Raw genomic sequence first — 18418 nt, forward strand, 5'->3', positions numbered from 1 at the left:
CGGGTGCTAGCCGTCGTCCCTCCACCGGTCACCGTGCGGGTGCCGTCGAAGATCAACCTCCACCTGTCGGTGGGAGACCTGCGATCCGACGGCTTCCACGATCTGGTGACGGTGTTCCAGGCGCTGTCGCTGGTCGACGAGGTCACCGTCGCGGTGACCGACGACCCCGGCGTCGAGGTCTACGGCGAGGGGCAGGACTCCGTGCCGACCGGCGCCAACAACCTCGCCTGGCGCGCGGTCCAGGCGCTGGCCGCCTACGTCGGCAGGGACGAGAGCGAGCCCAAGGTGCGGGTGGTGCTGCGCAAGGGCATCCCGGTCGCGGGCGGGATGGCGGGCGGCAGCGCCGACGCGGCCGCGACGCTGGTCGCGCTGTCCGCGTTGTGGCGGCTCGACATCGGCCGCGACGAGCTGGCCGGTGTCGCCGCGAAGCTGGGCAGCGACGTCCCGTTCGCCCTCTACGGTGGCACCGCGCTGGGTACCGGCCGCGGCGAGCAGCTGGTGCCGGTGCTGTCGCGGCACACCTTCCACTGGGTGCTGGCCTTCGACCAGCGCGGGCTGTCGACGCCGAGGGTGTACGGCGAACTCGACCGGCTACGCGAGGCTGGCGACCCGCCGCGGGTCGGCTCGCACGCACCGGTCGTCGAGGCGCTCGCCTCCGGTGACCCCCGCCAGCTGGCGCTGCTGCTCGGCAACGACCTGCAGGCCGCCGCCGTGTCGCTGCGGCCGGGGCTGCGCCGCACCCTGCGTGCCGGAGTCAACGCGGGCGCGCTGGCCGGAACGGTCTCCGGGTCGGGGCCGACCTGCGCGTTCCTGTGTGCCGACGCCCAGTCGGCCGTCGAGGTGGCCGCCGAGCTGGCCGGCGCCGGTGTGTGCCGGACCGTGCGGGTCGCCCACGGCCCGGTTCCCGGCGCGCGGGTCGTCGGCGGCGAGAACGACCCCCGGCCGGCACCTCCGCAGGTGCACGCCTGATGCGTAAGGCCGAGTTCGGGTCGCCAGGGCCACTGAGGGACCAGTTGGTCGCCGCGATCCTGGCAGGCACCAAGGTCACCACCACCGGGCTGCTCGCCGAGTACGAGCAGGCCGGGGAGCCGCTGCCCGAACCGGGCGAACGGTGGCTGCTGGTCGACTCGGATGATGTGACCATCGGGATGATCGAGATACTTGAGGTGACCTGTCTACGGCTGGCGGACGTGGACCTGAGACACGCGGTGGACGAGGGCGAGGGATACACGACCGTCGCGCAGTGGCGGTCGGCGCACGAGCAGTTTTGGAACGGGGGCGACATGGACGACGACACCATGGTCGTCGCCGAGCGGTTTCGTCTGGTGGACAAGATCTGATGGTCAACCTGGTCAATCTGGAATCGGTGAGCAAGTCCTACGGCGTCCGGCCGTTGCTGGACGACGTGTCGCTCGGCGTGGCGGCGGGCGACCGGATCGGCGTGGTGGGTCTCAACGGCGGCGGCAAGACGACGCTGCTCGAAGTGCTGGCCCGCATCGCCGAGCCGGACTCCGGGCGCGTCAGCCATACCCGTGACCTGCGCATCGCCGTCGTCACGCAACGCTCCGACCTGACCGAGGGCACGGTCCGGGACGCCGTCCTCTCCCACTACACCGCCGAGCACGAGTGGGCGGCCGACGCCCGGGTCCGTTCCATTGTGGACGGACTGGGGATTTCCGCGCTGGGACTGGAGTCCGAGGTCGGGCGACTGTCCGGAGGGGAGCGCCGACGGGTGGCGCTGGCCGCGGCGCTCGTCGGTGAGCTGGACCTCGTCGTGCTCGACGAGCCCACCAACCACCTCGACGTCGAGGGTGTGCGCTGGCTGGCCGACCACCTCATCGCCCGCCAGATCGCGCTGGTCGTGGTCACCCACGACCGGTGGTTCCTGGACACCGTCTGCACCCAGACCTGGGAGGTCGTCGGCGGCCGGGTCGAGCAGTACGAGGGCGGCTACGCGGACTGGGTCTTCGCCAGGGCCGAGCGGGCGCGGCTGGCGGCCACCGCCGAGGAGAAGCGCCGCAACCTCGCCCGCAAGGAGCTGGCCTGGCTGCAGCGCGGCGCGAAGGCTCGCACGTCCAAGCCGCGGTACCGGGTCGAGGCGGCCGAGGCGCTGATCGCCGACGTGCCCGCGCCCCGGGACTCGGTCGAGCTGCTGGCCTTCGCCCGCCGCAGGCTCGGCAAGACCGTGCTGGAGCTGGAGGACGTCAGCCTGGACGCCGGCCCGAAACCGCTGCTGGACGACGTGACCTGGCGCATCGGCCCCGGCGACCGGATCGGCCTCGTCGGCGTCAACGGCTCGGGCAAGACGACGTTGCTGCGGCTGCTGGCCGGGGACACCACGCCGAAGGCGGGCAGGCGGATCGAGGGCAAGACCGTACGGCTGGCGCACCTGCGTCAGGAGCTGGACGACCTGCCTGGCGACCTGAGGGTGCTGCAGGCGGTCGAGGACGTCGCCGCCCGCGTCCAGCTTGGCAAGCAGGAGCTGTCGGCGTCGCAACTGGCCGAGAAGCTCGGCTTCCCGCCCGCCCGGCAGTGGACGCCGGTCGACGACCTGTCCGGCGGTGAGCGCAGGCGCCTGCAGCTCGTGCGGCTGCTGATGGCCGAGCCGAACGTCCTGCTGCTCGACGAGCCGACCAACGACCTGGACATCGACACCCTCCAGCAGCTGGAGGACCTGCTCGACTCCTGGCCGGGCACGCTGGTGGTCGTCTCGCACGACCGGTACCTGGTGGAGCGAATCTGTGACACCGTCGTGGCGTTGCTCGGCGACGGCAAGGTCACCCACCTGCCCGGCGGCATCGAGGAGTACCTCGACCGCAGGGCCGGCGCCCCGGTGAAGGCGGCACCGAAGCGGGCCGAGCCCACGCCGGCCAAGGTCAACGCGGCCGAGCGCAGGGCCGCGGGCAAGGAGCTGGCCAGGCTGGAGCGCAAGCTGGACAGCCTGCACGACAAGGAATCCCGGCTGCACACGGCGCTGGCCGAGGCCGCGACCGACCCCGACCGGCTGCTGAAGCTGGACGCCGAGCTGAAGGCCGTCGTCGCCGAGAAGGACGAGGTCGAACAGCGCTGGCTGGAAACCTCCGAACTGGTGGAGTAAGCACCCGTTTAAGCTTGGGCACATGAGTCGGTTCGTGGACACCCTGGTCGCCACCGCGACCAAGGGCGGTCAGCAGCGGGGAATGGTCACCGGGGAGCCCAACGAGCCCGTCCGCCAGACGTGGGGGGAGATCCACGAGCAGGCGAAGCGGGTCGCGGGCGCACTCGTCGAGCAGGGGGTCCGGCCCGGCAGCGCGGTCGCCGTGCTCGCCGCGGCTCCGGTGCTCATCGCGCCGACCGTGCAGGCCGTCTGGCTCGCCGGCGGCAGCGTGACCATGCTGCACCAGCCCACCCCGCGTACCGACCTCGCCGAGTGGGCCGAGGACACGCTCAAGGTCCTGCGCATGATCGGCTCGGACCTGGTGCTGCTCGGGGAGCCGTTCGACCAGCTCGGCTCGGTGCTGACCGAGCACGGCATCGCCTTCCGCTCGATCACCGACCTGTTCGAGGGCGAGCCACTGGCCGAGCCGGTGCACTCCGGTGAGGACGACCTCGCGCTGCTCCAGCTCACCAGCGGTTCCACCGCCGAGCCGAAGGCCGTGCGGATCACCTACGGAAACCTCTACACCAACGTCAAGGCGATGGTGGAGCGCGCGGAGTTCGTCTTCGACCGCGACGTCATGGTGTCCTGGCTGCCCACCTTCCACGACATGGGCATGGTCGGCTTCCTCACCGTGCCGATGACGTTCGGCGTCGAGCTGATCAAGGTGACGCCGGTCGAGTTCCTGAGCGGGCCGCTGATCTGGCCGCGGCTCATCACGAAGTACGGCGGCACGACGACCGCCGCGCCGAACTTCGCCTACGCCGTGGTCGGCCGCCGCATGGCCAACGCCGAGGACGGCGAGTTCGACCTGTCCACGCTGCGGATCGCGCTCAACGGCGCCGAGCCGATCGACGAGACCGCGGTGAAGACGTTCACCGACGCCGGCGCGCGGTTCGACATGCCGCCGGAGTGCGTCTTCCCGGCCTACGGCATGGCCGAGGCGACGCTGGCCGTGTCGTTCGCGCCGCTGTTCACCGGGCTGACGCTGGACGTGATCGAGGCACACGCGCTGGAGGCGGAGAACCGCGCCGTGCCGGTGCCCGAGGACGACCCCCGGCGCGGCACCGACGACGTCCGGTCGTTCGCCGTGCTCGGCCGCCCGCTGGACGGGCTGGAGGCCCGCATCGTCGGCGACGAGGGCCGGGTGCTCGGCGAGCGCGAGGTCGGCGAGATCCAGCTGCGCGGCGAGGCCGTCACGCCGGGCTACTTCACCGTCGACGGGCCGTTGGACATCCGTGATGCCGACGGCTGGCTGCCCACCGGCGACCTGGGTTACCGCATCGGCGACCAGCTCGTCATCTGCGGCCGCAGCAAGGACGTCATCATCATGGGCGGGCGCAACATCTACCCGACCGACATCGAGCGCGCCGCCACCTCGATCGAGGGCGTGCGGGCAGGCAACGCCGTCGCCGTGCGGATCGACGCCGGTACCAGGCGGGAACGGTTCGCCGTGGTGCTCGAGTCCAAACTGGCCGGTGACGCCGAGGCCGAGCGGGTGCTGGCCAAGGAGGTCGCCGCGCGGGTGCGCGACGCCGTCGAGTTCCGGCCGTACTCGGTGGTCGTGCTGCCCGCCGGCAGCCTGCCGAAGACGCCGTCGGGGAAGGTGAAGCGCGCCGCGACCGCGACGAAGTTCGCCGAGGAGATCGCTCGCGGCGCGCGTTCCAGCTGAGTTACCTGACCAAGCCCGGGTAGGTCACCGTGTCGCGGTCGCGCTGGACCATGCCGCGCATGCGGCGCCAGAGCGGCTGGCGATGGTGGCTGTGTTCCAGTGCCGGAGCCACGAACGCCGCCTGGGCGCGCGGGGTCCAGCCGTCCCGGGTGGCCAGCGTGCTCTCGATCTGCCGGAGGAAGGCGTCGACCTCGCTCTGGTCGTAACCCCGCTTGCCGATCGGTGGCCTGCCGAAGGAGACGTCGTGCACCTGCTCGGCGGTCATCGGGGTCTCGCCCTCCAGCGCCGAAGCCACCTTGGTCATGAATGAGTCCACATCGGACTCCGAGTAGCCACGCATGCCGATGCCTGCGCGACTGAACCGCATGTTCAGCACTTCCATGGCGGTCAGGGTCATTGCTGCTCCTGGAACTGCTCGGGTTGGCTGTCCACGGCACGCTTCGTCGGGAAGGCGCCGGTTTCCCCCTGCCCCCTGGCTTGCGGAACCTGATGTGCCCTGCGGTCGACCCCGGTGCGTGCCAGCAACTCGTTCTCGACGCTGTCGAGGAACTCGTCGACGTCGCGCTCGTCGTAGCCGCGCCTGCCGATGATCGGCCTGGCGAACATCACGTGGTGGACCTCCGCCGCGGTGAGGTCGTCCTCTCCATTCAGTGTTTTGACGATGCGGCGGACGAACTCGTCCACCTCGGGTTTGGCGTAACCACGCCTGCCGATCGGTGCGGTACCGAACTCGACGCGCTCGGCGTCCTCGGCGGTCAGGGACATGCACGGGCTCCCGGTCGGTGTGATGGTTTCCGACACCTGTGTAGCCCGGCGTTCCGGGGGCGGGAAGACCCTCGGCAGACCGTCGACTCGAATAGGGGTCCGATGCAACGCCTTTGGGTTAGCGCGTCGATACGCTGGGTGACACCGTCACTCTGAAAGTGGTGATCGTTTTCACGTGCACTCGCCCGTGCACGGCGAATTCAGGAGGCGTGGAAGGAGTTCTGGGCCGCCAGCAGACCGTGTGCGACCAGCGCCTCGACGGCGTCGGCGCAGCGGTCGACGTTGAGCGCCAGCTCCTTGCGCTCGACCGTCGAGAAGTCCTTCAGCACGTAGTCGGCGGGGTCCATCCGGCCGGGCGGACGGCCGATGCCGAATCGCACGCGGAAGTAGTCCTTGGTGCCGAGGGACTTGGTGATCGAGCGCAGTCCATTGTGGCCGTTGTCGCCGCCGCCCAGCTTCAGCCGCAGCGAACCGTAGGGCAGATCCAGCTCGTCGTGCACGACCACGACACCGTCCGGGCCGACCTTGAAGAACCGCGCGGTTCCGGCGACCGGCCCGCCGGAGAGGTTCATGAACGACCGGGGTTTGGCCAGCGCCACCTTGCGGCCGGCCAGCCGTCCCTCGACGACCTCGGCGCCGGACTTGTGTGCCTTGAACTTCCCGCCCATCCGCGCGGCCAGCTCGTCGAGCACCATGAACCCGACGTTGTGCCGGTTGCCCGCGTAACGCGGGCCGGGATTGCCGAGGCCGGCGAGCACGATCTGCTCGCCGGCCCCGGGAAGGTCCTGCTCCACCGCTGGTGTGGCTTACTCGCCCGACTCGGGCGTCTCCGGCTGGTCCTCGACGACACCGGCGCCCTCGATGTCGACCTCGGCCGCCATCGCGGCCTCGCTCGGCGCCTCGTTGACGGCGACCACCAGGTACTCGGGGTCGGTCACCAGGGTCGAGCCGGCCGGCAGGGTGACCTGGCCGGCGGTGATCTGCGAACCGGCGGCGAGGCCGTCGATCGAGACCTCGATCTGCTCCGGGATGTGCAGCGCCTCGGCCTCGAGCTGCAGGGTGTCGACATCCTGGTTGACCAGGGTGCCCGGGCCGGCGTCGCCGGTCAGCACGACCGGGACGTCGACGGTGACCTTCTCGCCCCGCTTGACGACCAGCAGGTCGACGTGCTCGATGTAGTTCTTCAGCGGGTGGACCACGATGGTCTTGGTCAGCGCCAGCTCGCTGCCGTTCTCGACGTCGAGCGTCAGCACCGCGTTCTGGCCGTTCTCCCTGATCACCCGGGCGAACTCGATCGCGGGCAGCGAGAGGTGACGGGGGTCGGTGCCGTGGCCGTACAGCACAGCGGGGATCTTGCCGGCGCGCCGGGTGCGCCGCGCGGCACCCTTGCCGAACTCGGTACGGGGCTCAACGGACAGGCGTACCTCGGACACGGTTCTGCACTCCTTCAACTTCACTACACGCTGCGGTGGGGAAAGTCGGCGGCGAGGTACACGACATGCTTGTGCGCGTAACCACTCAAGCCGCCGCGTCGATCACGTCGGACTCGCTGAGCCCGCCTCGCCGAGACAACCCGAACAGTTTAAGCGGCCCACGATCACCCCGCGCGGCGGGGGCCGAATTCCGGTACGTGTGGAACCAGACCCGGCTGACGGCGTCAGACTGGCAGGCGGGTGCGGTGACGGAACGGCTCGAACGGGGTGACCGATGCGGCGTTCGGCAGCGGTGGTGCTGGGGGTGACCGCTGCCGCCCTGCTCGGCGCCTGCTCGGCACCGGTGGCAGGGACCCCTGTCGCCGTTCCCGCCGATCAGCAGCGTGCGGACCGGCGGGCCGAGCGGGCCGCCGCGGTCGACGAGGCGCTGACCGCGCTGGCCGGAGCCGGCGCGGTGGCCTACCGGATCAGCACGGGAGCGGGGGAGACCGTCCTCAACGTCACCCGCAACGGCACCGTCCACGGCACGCTGCCGGTCGGTGGCCATCCGGTGACGCTGGCCGAGGTCGACGGCGACAGCTACCTGTCGGCTCCGGCGCCGTACTGGCGGACGCTGAACGTCGGCGAGGCCAAGGCCGGTGAGTACGCCGCCCGGTGGATGCGAGTGGACCCCTCGGTCCTGCCGGTGCGCCCGAGCGCGACGTTCGCGCCGGCCGCGCTGGTCCGGGCGCTGCGGGACCGGCTGGCCGCGGCCGACCAGTTCGCCGAGCCCGTCCGCACCCGGCTGCCGGACGGGACCGAGGCGTTCGACGTCACCGTGGCGGGTGGCCGGTTCACCGTGACCACGGCCAAGCCGCACCGGCTGGTCAGCCTGGACGCGGGGCTGGTCGGTGCCGGGCTCGGGGCGGCGAAGCTGTGGCCCGCCGTGCTGGCCGGCGAGGGCGTCCGCCAGTTCCAGGCGGCGCTGGAGGGGGAGCTGGGCAACCTGGGCCAGGCGTTCGACTTCGGCGCCGACCTCGCGGTCACCGTCGAGGCGAACGCCGTGACCTGCACCGGAGCCGGGGTCTGCACCTCCGACGTGCGGGTGCGCAACACGGTCGACGGGGCCTCGGCCGTGCGGATCGTGGTGTCCGCGCTGGTCACCGCCGACGGGCTGGGGCAGCGCAACTGCTCGCAGGAGTCGTCGGCCGCGCCGAACAGCACGGTCACCGTGGCCTGCACGGTCACGTTCGGCGCGCCAAGTTCGCCGGGCCAGTACCGCGTCGTGTCGTCGTCGACGGCCACCGGCGAGGCGGTCGTCGGCCTCGATGTCGAGGCGCTGCGGGGCAAGATCCAGAGCGAGTTCAGGGCGCTCTAAATGTCGCCCATGAGCGGGGCGAACGTCTCCAGGAACGCCTCGAACACGGTGATGTAGGTGAATCCGTAGCGCTCCCGCAGGCCGCGGACCCTGGCGACGATCTCCTCCGGCGTGCCGACCAGCAGCTGGGGTGCCTCGTGCAGCTGCTCGGCGGTGAGGCTGATGTGCGGGACGTCCGCCTTCAGCCGGGCGTAGACCGCGCCCGGGTCCGAGGTGACCTCGACGTGCTGGATCAGCATGTTCGCCTCGACCGCGCGCCCGCCCGCGTGTTCCCGGAAGAAGGCCACCCGCTCGTCCAGCTGCTCGGCGCTGTCCAGGTCGAGGGTGCCGGGTGGCAGCCCGCGGGCCTGCCGGGTCCCGGCGAAGCCGACGATGTCCGCGTGCTCGGCGGCCACCCTGAGTACGCCGTCGCTGTTGCCTGCGACCAGCAGCGGTGGCATGTCCCCGGCCAGCCGGCGGCGCAGCTCGCCGATGACCTCCGCCAGCCGCTCGGTGCGCCGCGCGACCGGCTCCCACGGCAGGCCGGCGTCGTCGAACTCCCACTTCATGTGCCCGGCGCCGAGCCCGAGGTCCAGCCGCCCGCCGGTCACCTCGACGGTGCTGGCGATGTCGCGGGCCAGCAGCGCCGGGTTGTAGAACGGGACGTTCAGCACCAGCGGGCCGACGCGGGGCCGCTCGGTGACGACGGCCGCCGACACGATGGCCGGGAACGGCGCGGGTGCGCCGAGGTGGTCGGGGATCGTGATGGCGTCGAACCCGGCCGCCTCGGCCCGGCGGCACTTGGCCAGCCACTCCTCCCGCGAGCCGATCGACCGCAGCCCCACGCCGAACCGGAAGTCACCCATGCCCTGACGCTAGGCCGCACCGGCCTCGGTAGTCAGCCCCGTTTCGCGCTGGGCCGAAAGCTCGTGAAGGCCACCTTCATTACGTCTCACGTGCTGAAGGTGGCCTTCACGTGCTTTGCGCCGTAGCCGACCCGCACCGGTCGGGCCCGTCGGCGTCTGGACTGACGAGCCCAAAGCTCGCGCAGCGAGCGACGGCGAGGAGGGAAGACGCCGACTGAGGGGCCCGACCGCGCCCGCAGCGAAGCAAGGGCCAAAGACTCAAGCGTTGCCGTCGAAGAGGCTCGTGACCGAGCCGTCCTCGAAGACCGCCTCGATGGCCCGCGCCAGCAACGGCGCGATCGACAGGACGGTCAGCCCGGGGAAGCGCTTCTCCTCCGGGATCGGCAGCGTGTTGGTCAGGATGACCTCACGGGCCTTGCAGTTGGCCAGCCGCTCGGTCGCCGGCGAGGACAGGATGCCGTGCGTTCCGGCGATCACCACGTCCGACGCGCCCTCGTCGAGCAGCGCCTCGGTGGCCTTCACGATCGTCCCGCCGGTGTCGATCATGTCGTCGATCAGGACACACAGCCGGCCCCGCACCTTGCCGACGACGCGGTTGGCGACGGCCTGGTTCGGCTTGTCCGGGTCGCGGGTCTTGTGGATGAACGCGATCGGGCGGTTGCCGAGCGTCTCGGCCCACTTCTCGGCCAGCCGCACGCGGCCGGAGTCCGGCGAGACGACGGTGAGGTCCTGGTCGCCGTAGGTGGCCTTGATGTGGTCGGCCAGCACGGTCTGCGCGAGCAGGTGGTCGACCGGGCCGTCGAAGAAGCCCTGGATCTGCGCGGTGTGCAGGTCGACGGTCATGATCCGGTCGGCGCCGGCGGTCTTGAACAGGTCGGCGATCAGCCGGGCCGAGATCGGCTCGCGGCCCTTGTGCTTCTTGTCCTGCCGCGCGTACGGGTAGAACGGCATGATCACGGTGATCCGCTTGGCGCTGGCGCGCTTGAGCGCGTCCACCATGATCAGCTGCTCCATCACCCACTCGTTGATCGGGTCGGTGTGGCTCTGGATCACGAAGGCGTCGGTCCCGCGGACCGACTCCTGGAACCGGACGAAGATCTCGCCGTTGGCGAAGTTGTGCGCCGTCTGCGGCGTGATCTGCACGCCGAGGTGCTTGGCGACCTCCTCCGCAAGCTCCGGGTGGGCGCGGCCGGAGAAGAGCATCAGATTCTTCTGCGGCGTTCCTGGCTTCGGGCTCATGTCGGCGACTCCCCGTCGTTCTCTGTTTCCTGCTGCTCGGCGAGTGCCTTCTCGGCTGCTTCCGCCGCTGGGGTGCCGGCCCTGCGCCGGGTCACCCAGCCTTCGATATTGCGCTGTGGCCCACCCGACACCGCAAGCGCCCCCGGTGGAACGTTTCGCCTGATCACGGTTCCGGCCCCGCTGACGGCGCCGTCGCCGATGGTCACCGGCGCGACGTACATCGTGTCCGACCCCATCCGGACGTGCGAGCCGACCGTGGTGTGGTGCTTGTTCACCCCGTCGTAGTTGACGAACACGCTCGCCGCGCCGATGTTGCTGTACTCGCCGATCGTGGCGTCGCCCACATAGCTCAGGTGCGGGACCTTGGTGCCGGTCCCGATGTCGGCGTTCTTGGTCTCGACGAAGGTGCCGATCTTGCCCTTCGCCCCCAGCTTCGTGCCCGGACGCAGGTACGCGAACGGGCCGACGGTCGCGTTCTCGCCGATGACCGCGCCACTGCCGTGCGTCCGCACGACCGAGGCGCCGTCGCCGACGGTCACGTCGGTCAGCGTGGTGTCCGGTCCGACGGTGGCCCCCTCGCCGACCCTGGTCTCGCCCTTGAGCTGCACGCCCGGCTCGATCCGGACGTCGCGGGCGAGCGTCACACCCGCGTCGATCCAGGTGGTGGCCGGGTCGACGACGGTGACACCGGCGCGCTGCCACTCGCGGACGATCCGGCGGTTCAGCTCGGCGCCCAGCGTGGACAGCTGCACGCGGTCGTTGACGCCCTCGGTGAGCCACGGGTCGTCCACGACCAGCGCGCCGACCCGCTTGCCGTCGGCACGGGCGTGGCCGAGGACATCGGTGAGGTACAGCTCGCCCTGCGCGTTGTCGGTGGACAGCTTCGCCAGGCCCGCGGCCAGCACCGCGGCGTCGAACGCGTACACGCCGGAGTTGATCTCCGGGATCTCCAGCTGGTCGGCGGTGGCGTCCTTCTGCTCGACGATCGCGGTGACCGTCCCGTCGGCGTCACGCAGGATCCGGCCGTAGCCGGTCGGGTCGTCGAGGACCGCGGTGAGCACGGTCACGCCGTTGCCGCTGCCGGAGTGCTCGGCCAGCAGCGCGGACAGCGTGGTGGTGTCGAGCAGCGGGGCGTCGCCGTAGCTGACGATGACCGTTCCGCCCAGGTCGGCCGGCAGCTCGGCCAGCGCGCAGGACACCGCGTGGCCGGTGCCGTTCTGGCTTTCCTGGACCGCCGTGCCGATCTGCCTGCCGAGCGTCTTGGCCAGCGCGTCGAGATGGGCGCCGACGGCCTCCCTGCCGTGGCCGACGACCACGACGAGGTGCTCGGGATCCAGCCCGGCCGCGGCGCGGACGGCGTGTTCGACCAGCGGCCGCCCCGCGATCGGGTGCAGCACCTTCGGGGTGGCAGACCGCATGCGGGTGCCCTCACCCGCGGCCAGAATCAGCGTGCTCAGCGGGCCGGTCACAACGCTCCCTTGGTTGACGTGCTCGGTCACTCCCGGGCGTCGATCCTACGTGTGCTCGCGCAGGCCCCACGCCGGGTCGGTGTGACCGTCGTGCTCGGGCCAGCCGCTGGGCGTTTCGCCCGCTTCGAACCCGGCGGACGCGATCTGGTTGCCGCCCTGCCGCTTGGCCTCGTACATCGCCGCATCCGCCCGCGACAGGACCTCCTCCGGCCGCTCCTGCGGACGGATCGAGACCAGCCCGACCGACAGCGTCACGCCGTGGGACAGGTGGTGCGGCAGCGACGCGACGGCCGTCACCGCGCGGCCGAGCGCCTGCTTGGCGGCGGTCACCGGCGCGCCGGGTAGCAACGCGATGAACTCGTCACCGCCGTAGCGGGCGACGATGTCGCCGCCACGCAGGGCGTCACGCAGCGTGCTGGCGACGACGCGCAGCACGTCGTCGCCCTCGGCATGCGAGTGGCGGTCGTTGACGCCCTTGAAGCCGTCGAGGTCGACCAGCGCCACCGACAGCGGCTGGGAGTCGACCGACGCCGCCAGCTTGCGCAGCTCGTCGTCGAGTGCCCTGCGGTTGGGCAGCCCGGTCAGCGGATCCTGCAGTGCCTGCTGGGTGATGGCGCCGTGCTGTGCGGCCAGCCGCTCGTTCTCCCTGCGGGTGTTGAGCGTGGCGATCTGCGACTCGCGCATGGCCCACAGGTCGGCCTCCAGCGCGCCGGCGTAGTTGAGCAGCAGCGAATGGTTGCTCTGGCCGCCGTGCCGGTCCTCGTTCTCGTGGGTCTCCAGCTTGGCCAGCTCGCGGATGAGGTTGAGCCGCATGGACGGCTGCGAGTTGTCCTCGGCCATGTTCTGCCGCGCCATCGTCAGCGCCTGCAGCGCCTCGTCGCGCCGGCCGTCGGTGTCCAGGCAGCGGGCCAGCGCGATGGTGACGATGACCTGCTCGTGCGGCCAGCCGGGCTCGTCGAGCAGGTTGTGCAGGCGGTCGATGTGGCTGGCGCCCGGTTTGTCCAGCGCGAGGGCCGCGGCGAGCACGCCGACCTGGTCGACGGCGGGAATGCCTGCCTTGCGGGGGAACAGCGACTCGGCGAACGGCGCCTCGATGGCGACGGCCATGGTGGCGGCGGTGCTGAACTTGTCCGTGGCCTCGTCGAACCGTCCGACGCGCTCCAGGCGCAGGCCCCAGCCCAGCAGCATCTTGACCCGGTTGACCAGCTGCAACGTGATCTCGTGTGGCCCCGCGCTGTCGCGGATGGCCTGGTGGGCCCTGGAGATGACCTCCTCGGCGGCCTCGTAGACGCCGAGCTGGTTGAGCACCAGCCAGCAGTCGATGAGCGCGGAGGACAGCAGCTTGTCCCACGCCCGCCTGCCCAGCTGGACGTCCGGGCTGCCTGCCTCGTCGAGGATGGCCAATGCCCTGGCGATCTCGGTGAGCGCCGCGTCCTCCTGCTCGGCCAGCACGAGCCTGCGGCCACGCAGGGCGTGCGCGTCGGCCCGCAGCAGCGCCAGGCCGTGCCTGCGGGTGTGGGCGAGCATCTCGTCGAGGCGTTCCTCGGCCTCGGTGGCCATCCCCTTGGTGACCAGGCGGGCGAGGCCGGTGGCCCGCAGCAGCTGGGCGACCAGCAGGGGCTCGCCGCGGCGCTGCGTCTCGTCCAGCATCTCGTCGAGGGTGGCGATGATGTCGAGCTGCTCGGCGTAGTTGTTGCGCTGCACCACGGCGATGAGCTCACGGGCGCGCCCGACCAGCCAGGCGTCGGACATCTCGGCCAGCGCCGGGCGTCTGGTGTGCCTCTCGCTCACGTCCTCGGGCAGCGCCTTTACCCCCTCGACCAGCTTGCGTGCTCCGCCGCCAGGATTCGAACCTGAACTGTCAGAACCAAAATCTGAAGTGCTGCCAATTACACTACGGCGGATCGTGCCTGGTCAGGATAAACAGGCATGATCCTGCCGGACCACAGGGGTGAGCTGCCGCACCGCCGGAGGTTTTGCCTCTCCCCACGCGTGGAAACCTCCTGTACCGTAACTTACGGCATCGTAGGTAAGGTCACCCTTAGTGGGTATGTAGCAGGAAGAAGTGATGCGCATGACGGCCACGCTCGACCGCTCCGCGGGGGGAGAGCCGCCGGCAACCAAGGGTCCCAAGCCGGTCATCGACGGCAGGCGGGGCTTTTCCGTTCAGTTTTCCGTGTACCTCGGCGTGATCCTGCCGCTGGTCGCGCTGCTGGTCGCCGTGCCCTTCGCCTGGGGCTGGGGCCTGACCTGGGTTGACGTCGGCCTATTCGTCTTCTTCTACGGGGTGAGCGGCCTGGGGATCACCGTCGCCTACCACCGCTACTTCACCCACGGCTCGTTCAAGGCCAAGCCGTGGCTGCGGGTCGTCATGGCCATCGCGGGCAGCATGGCCGTGCAGGGCCCGGTCATCACCTGGGTCGCCGACCACCGCAGGCACCACGCCTTCTCCGACCGCGACGGCGACCCGCACTCGCCGTGGGCGTTCGGCAGCTCGCCGCTGGCCATCGCCAAGGGCTTCTGGCACGCGCACATGGGCTGGCTGTTCGACCGCGACCAGAGCAACCGGGACCGGTTCGCGCCCGACCTGGTGAAGGACCCCGCGATTGTGCGGGTGGACAAGCTGTTCTGGCTCTGGACGCTGCTGAGCCTGACCCTGCCCGCCCTGCTCGGCGGCCTGATCACCTGGTCGCTGTGGGGCGCGGTGACCGCGTTCTTCTGGGCCGGGCTGGTGCGCGTGTGCGTGCTGCACCACGTGACCTGGTCGGTGAACTCGATCTGCCACATGATCGGTGAGCGCCCGTTCGCGGCGCGGGACCGGTCGGCGAACTTCTGGCCGCTGGCGATCCTGTCGTTCGGCGAGTCGTGGCACAACCTGCACCACGCCGACCCGACGTCGGCCCGGCACGGTGTGCAGCGTGGGCAGATCGACCTGTCGGCACGGCTGATCTGGATCTTCGAGAAGTTCGGCTGGGCGTACAACGTGCGCTGGCCCACCCCGCAGCGACTGGCCCGGATCGCGGCGGAGTCACGCTGAGCGTCTAGGCTGGCCGGGTGGCCGCCAGACGCCGAGCTAAGCGAGACGCGGTCACCGGAGCACGTCCGAGTGCTCCGGTGACACGTGTGCGGATGACCGGCGCCGAGCGGCGGCAGCAGCTGCTGAACGTCGCCAGGGAACTGTTCGCCGAAAAGGGTTTCGAGGGCGCGTCGATCGAGGAGATCGCGCATCGCGCCAACGTCTCCAAACCCGTGGTGTACGAACACTTCGGCGGCAAGGAAGGTATCTACGCGGTCGTCGTCGACCGGGAGACCCAGCTGCTGCTGGACCGGATGGTGTCCACTTTGCACGGTGGGCACCCGAGGGCGATGCTGGAGCAGGCCGCGACGGCGTTGCTGAGCTACGTCGAGGACTCACACGACGGCTTCCGCATCCTGGTGCGGGACTCACCGGTGGCCAGCTCGACGGGCACGTTCTCGACGCTGCTCAACGACATCGCCAGCCAGGTCGAGCACATCCTGGCCCAGCAGTTCTCCGCGCGTGGCTACGACGACAAGCTCGCCGCGCTGTACGCGCAGGCGCTGGTCGGCATGGTCGCGCTGACCGGGCAGTGGTGGCTCGACGCCCGCAAGCCCAAGCGGGCCGAGGTGGCCGCGCACCTGGTCAACCTGGCCTGGAACGGCCTGTCCCACCTGGAGCACAAGCCCAAGCTGCGCCTGAACTGACGCTCCCGGGGGGCCGAAGCATGTGAAGGCCACCTTCACCACGTCACACGTAATGAAGGTGGCCTTCACGAGCCTGGGCCGAACCACGTCTCGCGATCTGGAACCGACGTCCACATCGTGAGTTCTGCGCTCACGCACGCGAGTTCTGCATTCCGGCACGCGAACTCTGCGCTCGGAACCACCCGCCTCGCCCTGCCGCACCCGGATTTTGCCGGGGCACTGACGTGAGACGTGTGAAGGTGGCCTTCACGTACCCGGCACCGGCGTTCACGTACGTGGACCGGGCCGGACGCGGGGGTACGCTCCGGCGCGGCAGTGTGAAAGCGCTTACCAAGAAGGTGGGGCATGGGCGACAGCAGGGAAGTCGTGGTGACCGGGGGTGGCACCGGAATCGGGTACGCCGTCGCGGCGCAGTTCGCCAAGGCGGGTGACCGGGTGACGATCACCGGTCGCAGGGAGCAGGTGCTGGCCGAGGCGGCGACGCGGCTCGGCGCACGCCACGTCGCGTTCGACGCCGCCGATCCGGCGGCCGTCCAGGCGGCACTGGCGGACCTGCCCGAGCGGGTGGACGTGTTGATCAACAACGCGGGCGGCAACACCGACCGCGACGGCCGCCCGGCGCCCGAGCCGGGCGACCTCGCCGCGCTGGCCGACGGCTGGCTGGCCAACTACACCGCCAACGTCATCACCACCGTCCTGGTCACCGCGGCACTGCGGGACCGGCTCGCCGAGGGGGCGAGGGTGGTGACCATCGGCTCGATCGCCGCGAAGGCGGGCTCGGGTTCCTACGGCGCAGCCAAGGCGGCGCTGGAGGCGTGGAACGTCGACCTGGCGCGGCAGCTCGGCCCGGCCGGCGGCAGCGCGAACATCGTCGCGCCCGGCGTCATCCGCGACACCGAGTTCTTCAAGGGCACGGTCACCGAGGAGTGGATCCGCGGGCGGACCGACGCGGCCTTCAACCGGCGCGCCGGGCAGCCGGAGGAGGTCGCCGACCTGATCTTCTTCCTGGCGGGCACGGGTGCGGGGCATATCACCGGCCAGGTCGTCCACATCAACGGCGGTGCCCACCAGGCCAGGTGATCCTCACCGCTGTTCGAGCAGCGCCCTGAGCGCGCCGGCGAACTGCGTGGGACGTTCGGTCGGCCCGAGGTGGCCGCCGGGGACCTCGGTCAGCGGGAGGCCGAGCCCGGTGGCCAGGGCCGCCGCGGCCCGATAGGGAAGCTGGCCGCGGGAGTCGATTCCCGCGACGGGGACCAGCCGGGTGCGTGCCGCGCCGAGCGCCGTCAGGTCGATGTCGTTGGTGGTGAACGGGATCAGGACGTGCTCAAGGAACAGCGGCTGGAGTTCCCTGAGTCGCGCGAACAGCTCCACTAACTCCGGGGTGGGCGGCTCGGGTCGCGTCTCGGCGTAGCCGTCGAGCCAGTCGCCGTAGTGCCGCGGTTCCGGAAAGGTCGTGCCGGGTTCGGGGGTGGTCATGGCCTCGGTCATGAGCCGCCCCGCTTCGTCCAGGTCCCCGGCGCGCGCGGCCGTCCGGACCGCTTCGAGCGCGTCCCGATGACGTCCGGCGTCCGGCAGCAGGCTTAGCACCGGGGGCTCGTGGACGACGGCGAGGCGAACGCGGTCGGGCTCGTGGGTCAGCAGTTCGAGAGTGGTGATGGCCCCGGCGCTGAAGGCGACCACGACCGGCGGCTCGTCGAAGAGCGCGTCGATCAGGCCAAGGGCGTCCTCGGCGTACACCTTCGGATGCTGGTCGGTGCCCGGCCGCGACGAGACCAGGCGGCTCGACATGGTGACGACGCGGTGGTGGCCCGCCAGGTGCGTGGCGAGCCCGTCGAGGCTGCCGGGATGGCCGGAGCCGCCGGGCAGGAGCAGCAGCGGCGGGCCTTCGCCGCGTTCGCGGTAGTCGATGGGGGTTTCGGTGCGCAAGGGTCTCTCCTAGGCCATGGACCAGTTGGCCAGGGTGTGGTGGAGTGTGTCGACCGCTCGCCGCCACGAGGTGTCGAGACTGTGGTCGGCGGTGAAGCTGCCGGTGGCCTCCAGGTCGCTGAAGCCGTGCAGGGTGCTGCGCAGGAGACGGACCGCGTCGGTGGCGTCGGGTTCGGTGAGGTCGTAGCCGCGCAGCAGCGCATAACACGCCTCGACGATGCGGGTCACGCCCGGCGAGTCGGACGGCACCGGGTGACGGGTGGCCGCGTAGCGGCCCGGATGCCCGGTGGCCATGGCCCGGTAGGCGTCGGCGAAGGCGACCAGGGCGTCGCGCCGGGAGCGGCCTGCCACGGCCGAGCCGAGCGCGTCGGCCCATTCGGTGAGTGCGAGCTGCGCGACGCGTTCCCGCAGGTCGGCCAGCCCGCGGATGTGGGTGTAGAGGCTCGCGTCGCGGACGCCGAAGTGCTTCGCGACGGCCGCCAGCGTCAGGTTCCCGAAGCCGATCTCGTCGGCCAGATCGGCGGCGGCGGACACGAGCGCGTCCGGCGTGATCCTCTCCCGCGGCATCTTCCTAACCTCCCTAGGGCACATCCTAGGGTACACAGGCCACGGGGGCCGGAGCGCACGCGAGTTCTGCGCTCGAGACCAGCCACGTCGCCTGCCCGAGGCCCGACTTTGCCGGGGCGGGCGGCCGGAAGGCAGAACTCGCGGTCGTGAAGGCAGAAGTCGTGGTCCGGAACGCAGAACTCACGATGCGGACTCGGCATCGCATACTCGGCAGCCATTGGGGGACACGCGACAAGCCACCCACACCGGACGATGCCGCGAAGGTGGGCCTTCACGGCAAGGTCCG

General features: G+C 70.8%; 18 protein-coding genes and 1 tRNA gene. 8 read left to right on the forward strand and 11 right to left on the reverse strand.

All coding sequences use genetic code 11. From position 1 onward, the window contains the following. The first annotated feature begins 3 nt into the window (after positions 1 to 3). Genes EWH70_RS13635 through EWH70_RS13650 form a run of 4 tightly spaced genes read left to right on the forward strand, consistent with a single transcriptional unit; the run spans position 4 to position 4808 of the window. Complete coding sequence (locus tag EWH70_RS13635) at positions 4 to 969, forward strand: 4-(cytidine 5'-diphospho)-2-C-methyl-D-erythritol kinase (RefSeq protein WP_130475724.1); 966 nt, start codon at positions 4 to 6, stop codon at positions 967 to 969. Then, the gene (locus EWH70_RS13640; protein WP_130475725.1) at positions 969 to 1340 is read left to right on the forward strand and encodes an ASCH domain-containing protein; all 372 of its coding nucleotides are present in this window, start codon (positions 969 to 971) and stop codon (positions 1338 to 1340) included. The genes EWH70_RS13635 and EWH70_RS13640 overlap by 1 nt, the downstream gene beginning before the upstream one ends. After that, entirely contained in the window at positions 1340 to 3097 is a 1758-nt protein-coding gene (locus EWH70_RS13645) for an ABC-F family ATP-binding cassette domain-containing protein (RefSeq protein WP_130475726.1), read from the forward strand. The genes EWH70_RS13640 and EWH70_RS13645 overlap by 1 nt, the downstream gene beginning before the upstream one ends. Before the next feature lie 22 nt (positions 3098 to 3119). Continuing rightward, entirely contained in the window at positions 3120 to 4808 is a 1689-nt protein-coding gene (locus EWH70_RS13650) for a fatty acyl-AMP ligase (RefSeq protein ID WP_130475727.1), read from the forward strand. A 1-nt stretch (position 4809) separates the two neighbouring features. Here EWH70_RS13650 and EWH70_RS13655 read toward each other — a convergent pair whose 3' ends face one another. The 4 genes from EWH70_RS13655 to EWH70_RS13670 all read right to left on the reverse strand — a co-directional run bounded on the left by EWH70_RS13655 (position 4810) and on the right by EWH70_RS13670 (position 7006). Then, positions 4810 to 5205, reverse strand: a complete 396-nt coding sequence (locus EWH70_RS13655) for a DivIVA domain-containing protein (RefSeq protein ID WP_130475728.1) — start codon at positions 5203 to 5205, stop codon at positions 4810 to 4812. Further along, positions 5202 to 5573: a DivIVA domain-containing protein gene (locus tag EWH70_RS13660; RefSeq protein ID WP_130475729.1), complete on the reverse strand. Its 372-nt coding sequence runs from the start codon at positions 5571 to 5573 to the stop codon at positions 5202 to 5204. The genes EWH70_RS13655 and EWH70_RS13660 overlap by 4 nt, the downstream gene beginning before the upstream one ends. 200 nt (positions 5574 to 5773) lie before the next feature. After that, positions 5774 to 6367: an aminoacyl-tRNA hydrolase gene (pth, locus tag EWH70_RS13665; protein ID WP_130475730.1), complete on the reverse strand. Its 594-nt coding sequence runs from the start codon at positions 6365 to 6367 to the stop codon at positions 5774 to 5776. A 12-nt stretch (positions 6368 to 6379) separates the two neighbouring features. Beyond that, complete coding sequence (locus EWH70_RS13670) at positions 6380 to 7006, reverse strand: 50S ribosomal protein L25/general stress protein Ctc (protein WP_130475731.1); 627 nt, start codon at positions 7004 to 7006, stop codon at positions 6380 to 6382. 274 nt (positions 7007 to 7280) lie between these two features. Between EWH70_RS13670 and EWH70_RS13675 the strand changes: the two genes are divergently transcribed. Next, on the forward strand, positions 7281 to 8363 hold the full coding sequence (locus EWH70_RS13675; protein WP_130475732.1) for a hypothetical protein: 1083 nt from the start codon (positions 7281 to 7283) through the stop codon (positions 8361 to 8363). On the opposite strand, the gene EWH70_RS13680 is transcribed toward EWH70_RS13675, so the two are convergent. The 5 genes from EWH70_RS13680 to EWH70_RS13700 all read right to left on the reverse strand — a co-directional run bounded on the left by EWH70_RS13680 (position 8360) and on the right by EWH70_RS13700 (position 13820). Continuing rightward, entirely contained in the window at positions 8360 to 9208 is an 849-nt protein-coding gene (locus EWH70_RS13680; RefSeq protein ID WP_130475733.1) for a TIGR03621 family F420-dependent LLM class oxidoreductase, read from the reverse strand. The two genes, EWH70_RS13675 and EWH70_RS13680, sit on opposite strands and share 4 nt — an antisense overlap. A 258-nt stretch (positions 9209 to 9466) precedes the next feature. Next, a complete protein-coding gene (locus tag EWH70_RS13685) occupies positions 9467 to 10447 on the reverse strand; it encodes a ribose-phosphate diphosphokinase (RefSeq protein ID WP_130475734.1) in 981 nt (326 codons plus the stop codon). Continuing rightward, positions 10444 to 11916 (reverse strand): bifunctional UDP-N-acetylglucosamine diphosphorylase/glucosamine-1-phosphate N-acetyltransferase GlmU, encoded by a 1473-nt coding sequence (gene glmU / locus EWH70_RS13690; protein WP_130475735.1) that lies wholly within the window; start codon positions 11914 to 11916, stop codon positions 10444 to 10446. The genes EWH70_RS13685 and glmU overlap by 4 nt, the downstream gene beginning before the upstream one ends. 45 nt (positions 11917 to 11961) lie before the next feature. Further along, positions 11962 to 13668, reverse strand: coding sequence for a GGDEF domain-containing protein (locus EWH70_RS13695; RefSeq protein ID WP_130475892.1), 1707 nt, complete (start codon positions 13666 to 13668; stop codon positions 11962 to 11964). Between the two features lie 80 nt (positions 13669 to 13748). Then, a tRNA-Gln gene (locus EWH70_RS13700) sits at positions 13749 to 13820 on the reverse strand. Positions 13821 to 13990: 170 nt separating this feature from the next. Between EWH70_RS13700 and EWH70_RS13705 the strand changes: the two genes are divergently transcribed. From EWH70_RS13705 to EWH70_RS13715, 3 genes are all read left to right on the forward strand, one after another. After that, the gene (locus tag EWH70_RS13705) at positions 13991 to 14953 is read left to right on the forward strand and encodes an acyl-CoA desaturase (protein ID WP_130475736.1); all 963 of its coding nucleotides are present in this window, start codon (positions 13991 to 13993) and stop codon (positions 14951 to 14953) included. Positions 14954 to 15045: 92 nt separating this feature from the next. Next, positions 15046 to 15639: a TetR/AcrR family transcriptional regulator gene (locus EWH70_RS13710; RefSeq protein WP_165436275.1), complete on the forward strand. Its 594-nt coding sequence runs from the start codon at positions 15046 to 15048 to the stop codon at positions 15637 to 15639. 345 nt (positions 15640 to 15984) lie between these two features. Then, positions 15985 to 16719, forward strand: a complete 735-nt coding sequence (locus tag EWH70_RS13715) for an SDR family NAD(P)-dependent oxidoreductase (protein ID WP_130475737.1) — start codon at positions 15985 to 15987, stop codon at positions 16717 to 16719. Between the two features lie 3 nt (positions 16720 to 16722). Here EWH70_RS13715 and EWH70_RS13720 read toward each other — a convergent pair whose 3' ends face one another. Continuing rightward, a complete protein-coding gene (locus EWH70_RS13720; protein WP_205669118.1) occupies positions 16723 to 17565 on the reverse strand; it encodes an alpha/beta fold hydrolase in 843 nt (280 codons plus the stop codon). Positions 17566 to 17574: 9 nt separating this feature from the next. Beyond that, positions 17575 to 18132 (reverse strand): TetR/AcrR family transcriptional regulator, encoded by a 558-nt coding sequence (locus EWH70_RS13725; RefSeq protein ID WP_130475738.1) that lies wholly within the window; start codon positions 18130 to 18132, stop codon positions 17575 to 17577. Positions 18133 to 18418 lie beyond the last annotated feature (286 nt).

Origin of the sequence: Amycolatopsis suaedae (assembly GCF_004214935.1) — a bacterium.
Classification (GTDB): Bacteria; Actinomycetota; Actinomycetes; order Mycobacteriales; family Pseudonocardiaceae; genus Amycolatopsis; species Amycolatopsis suaedae.

Excerpts from the sequence above, each read along its gene's own strand:
- EWH70_RS13705 (WP_130475736.1), top strand. The coding sequence starts at position 13,991 with ATGACGGCCACGCTCGACCGCTCCGCGGGGGGAGAGCCGCCGGCAACC.
- EWH70_RS13650 (WP_130475727.1), top strand. The coding sequence starts at position 3,120 with ATGAGTCGGTTCGTGGACACCCTGGTCGCCACCGCGACCAAGGGCGGT.
- EWH70_RS13725 (WP_130475738.1), bottom strand. The coding sequence starts at position 18,132 with ATGCCGCGGGAGAGGATCACGCCGGACGCGCTCGTGTCCGCCGCCGCC.
- EWH70_RS13685 (WP_130475734.1), bottom strand. The coding sequence starts at position 10,447 with ATGAGCCCGAAGCCAGGAACGCCGCAGAAGAATCTGATGCTCTTCTCC.
- EWH70_RS13715 (WP_130475737.1), top strand. The coding sequence starts at position 15,985 with ATGGGCGACAGCAGGGAAGTCGTGGTGACCGGGGGTGGCACCGGAATC.
- EWH70_RS13710 (WP_165436275.1), top strand. The coding sequence starts at position 15,046 with ATGACCGGCGCCGAGCGGCGGCAGCAGCTGCTGAACGTCGCCAGGGAA.
- EWH70_RS13645 (WP_130475726.1), top strand. The coding sequence starts at position 1,340 with ATGGTCAACCTGGTCAATCTGGAATCGGTGAGCAAGTCCTACGGCGTC.
- EWH70_RS13640 (WP_130475725.1), top strand. The coding sequence starts at position 969 with ATGCGTAAGGCCGAGTTCGGGTCGCCAGGGCCACTGAGGGACCAGTTG.
- EWH70_RS13675 (WP_130475732.1), top strand. The coding sequence starts at position 7,281 with ATGCGGCGTTCGGCAGCGGTGGTGCTGGGGGTGACCGCTGCCGCCCTG.
- EWH70_RS13655 (WP_130475728.1), bottom strand. The coding sequence starts at position 5,205 with ATGACCCTGACCGCCATGGAAGTGCTGAACATGCGGTTCAGTCGCGCA.
- EWH70_RS13660 (WP_130475729.1), bottom strand. The coding sequence starts at position 5,573 with ATGTCCCTGACCGCCGAGGACGCCGAGCGCGTCGAGTTCGGTACCGCA.
- EWH70_RS13695 (WP_130475892.1), bottom strand. The coding sequence starts at position 13,668 with ATGTCCGACGCCTGGCTGGTCGGGCGCGCCCGTGAGCTCATCGCCGTG.
- EWH70_RS13680 (WP_130475733.1), bottom strand. The coding sequence starts at position 9,208 with ATGGGTGACTTCCGGTTCGGCGTGGGGCTGCGGTCGATCGGCTCGCGG.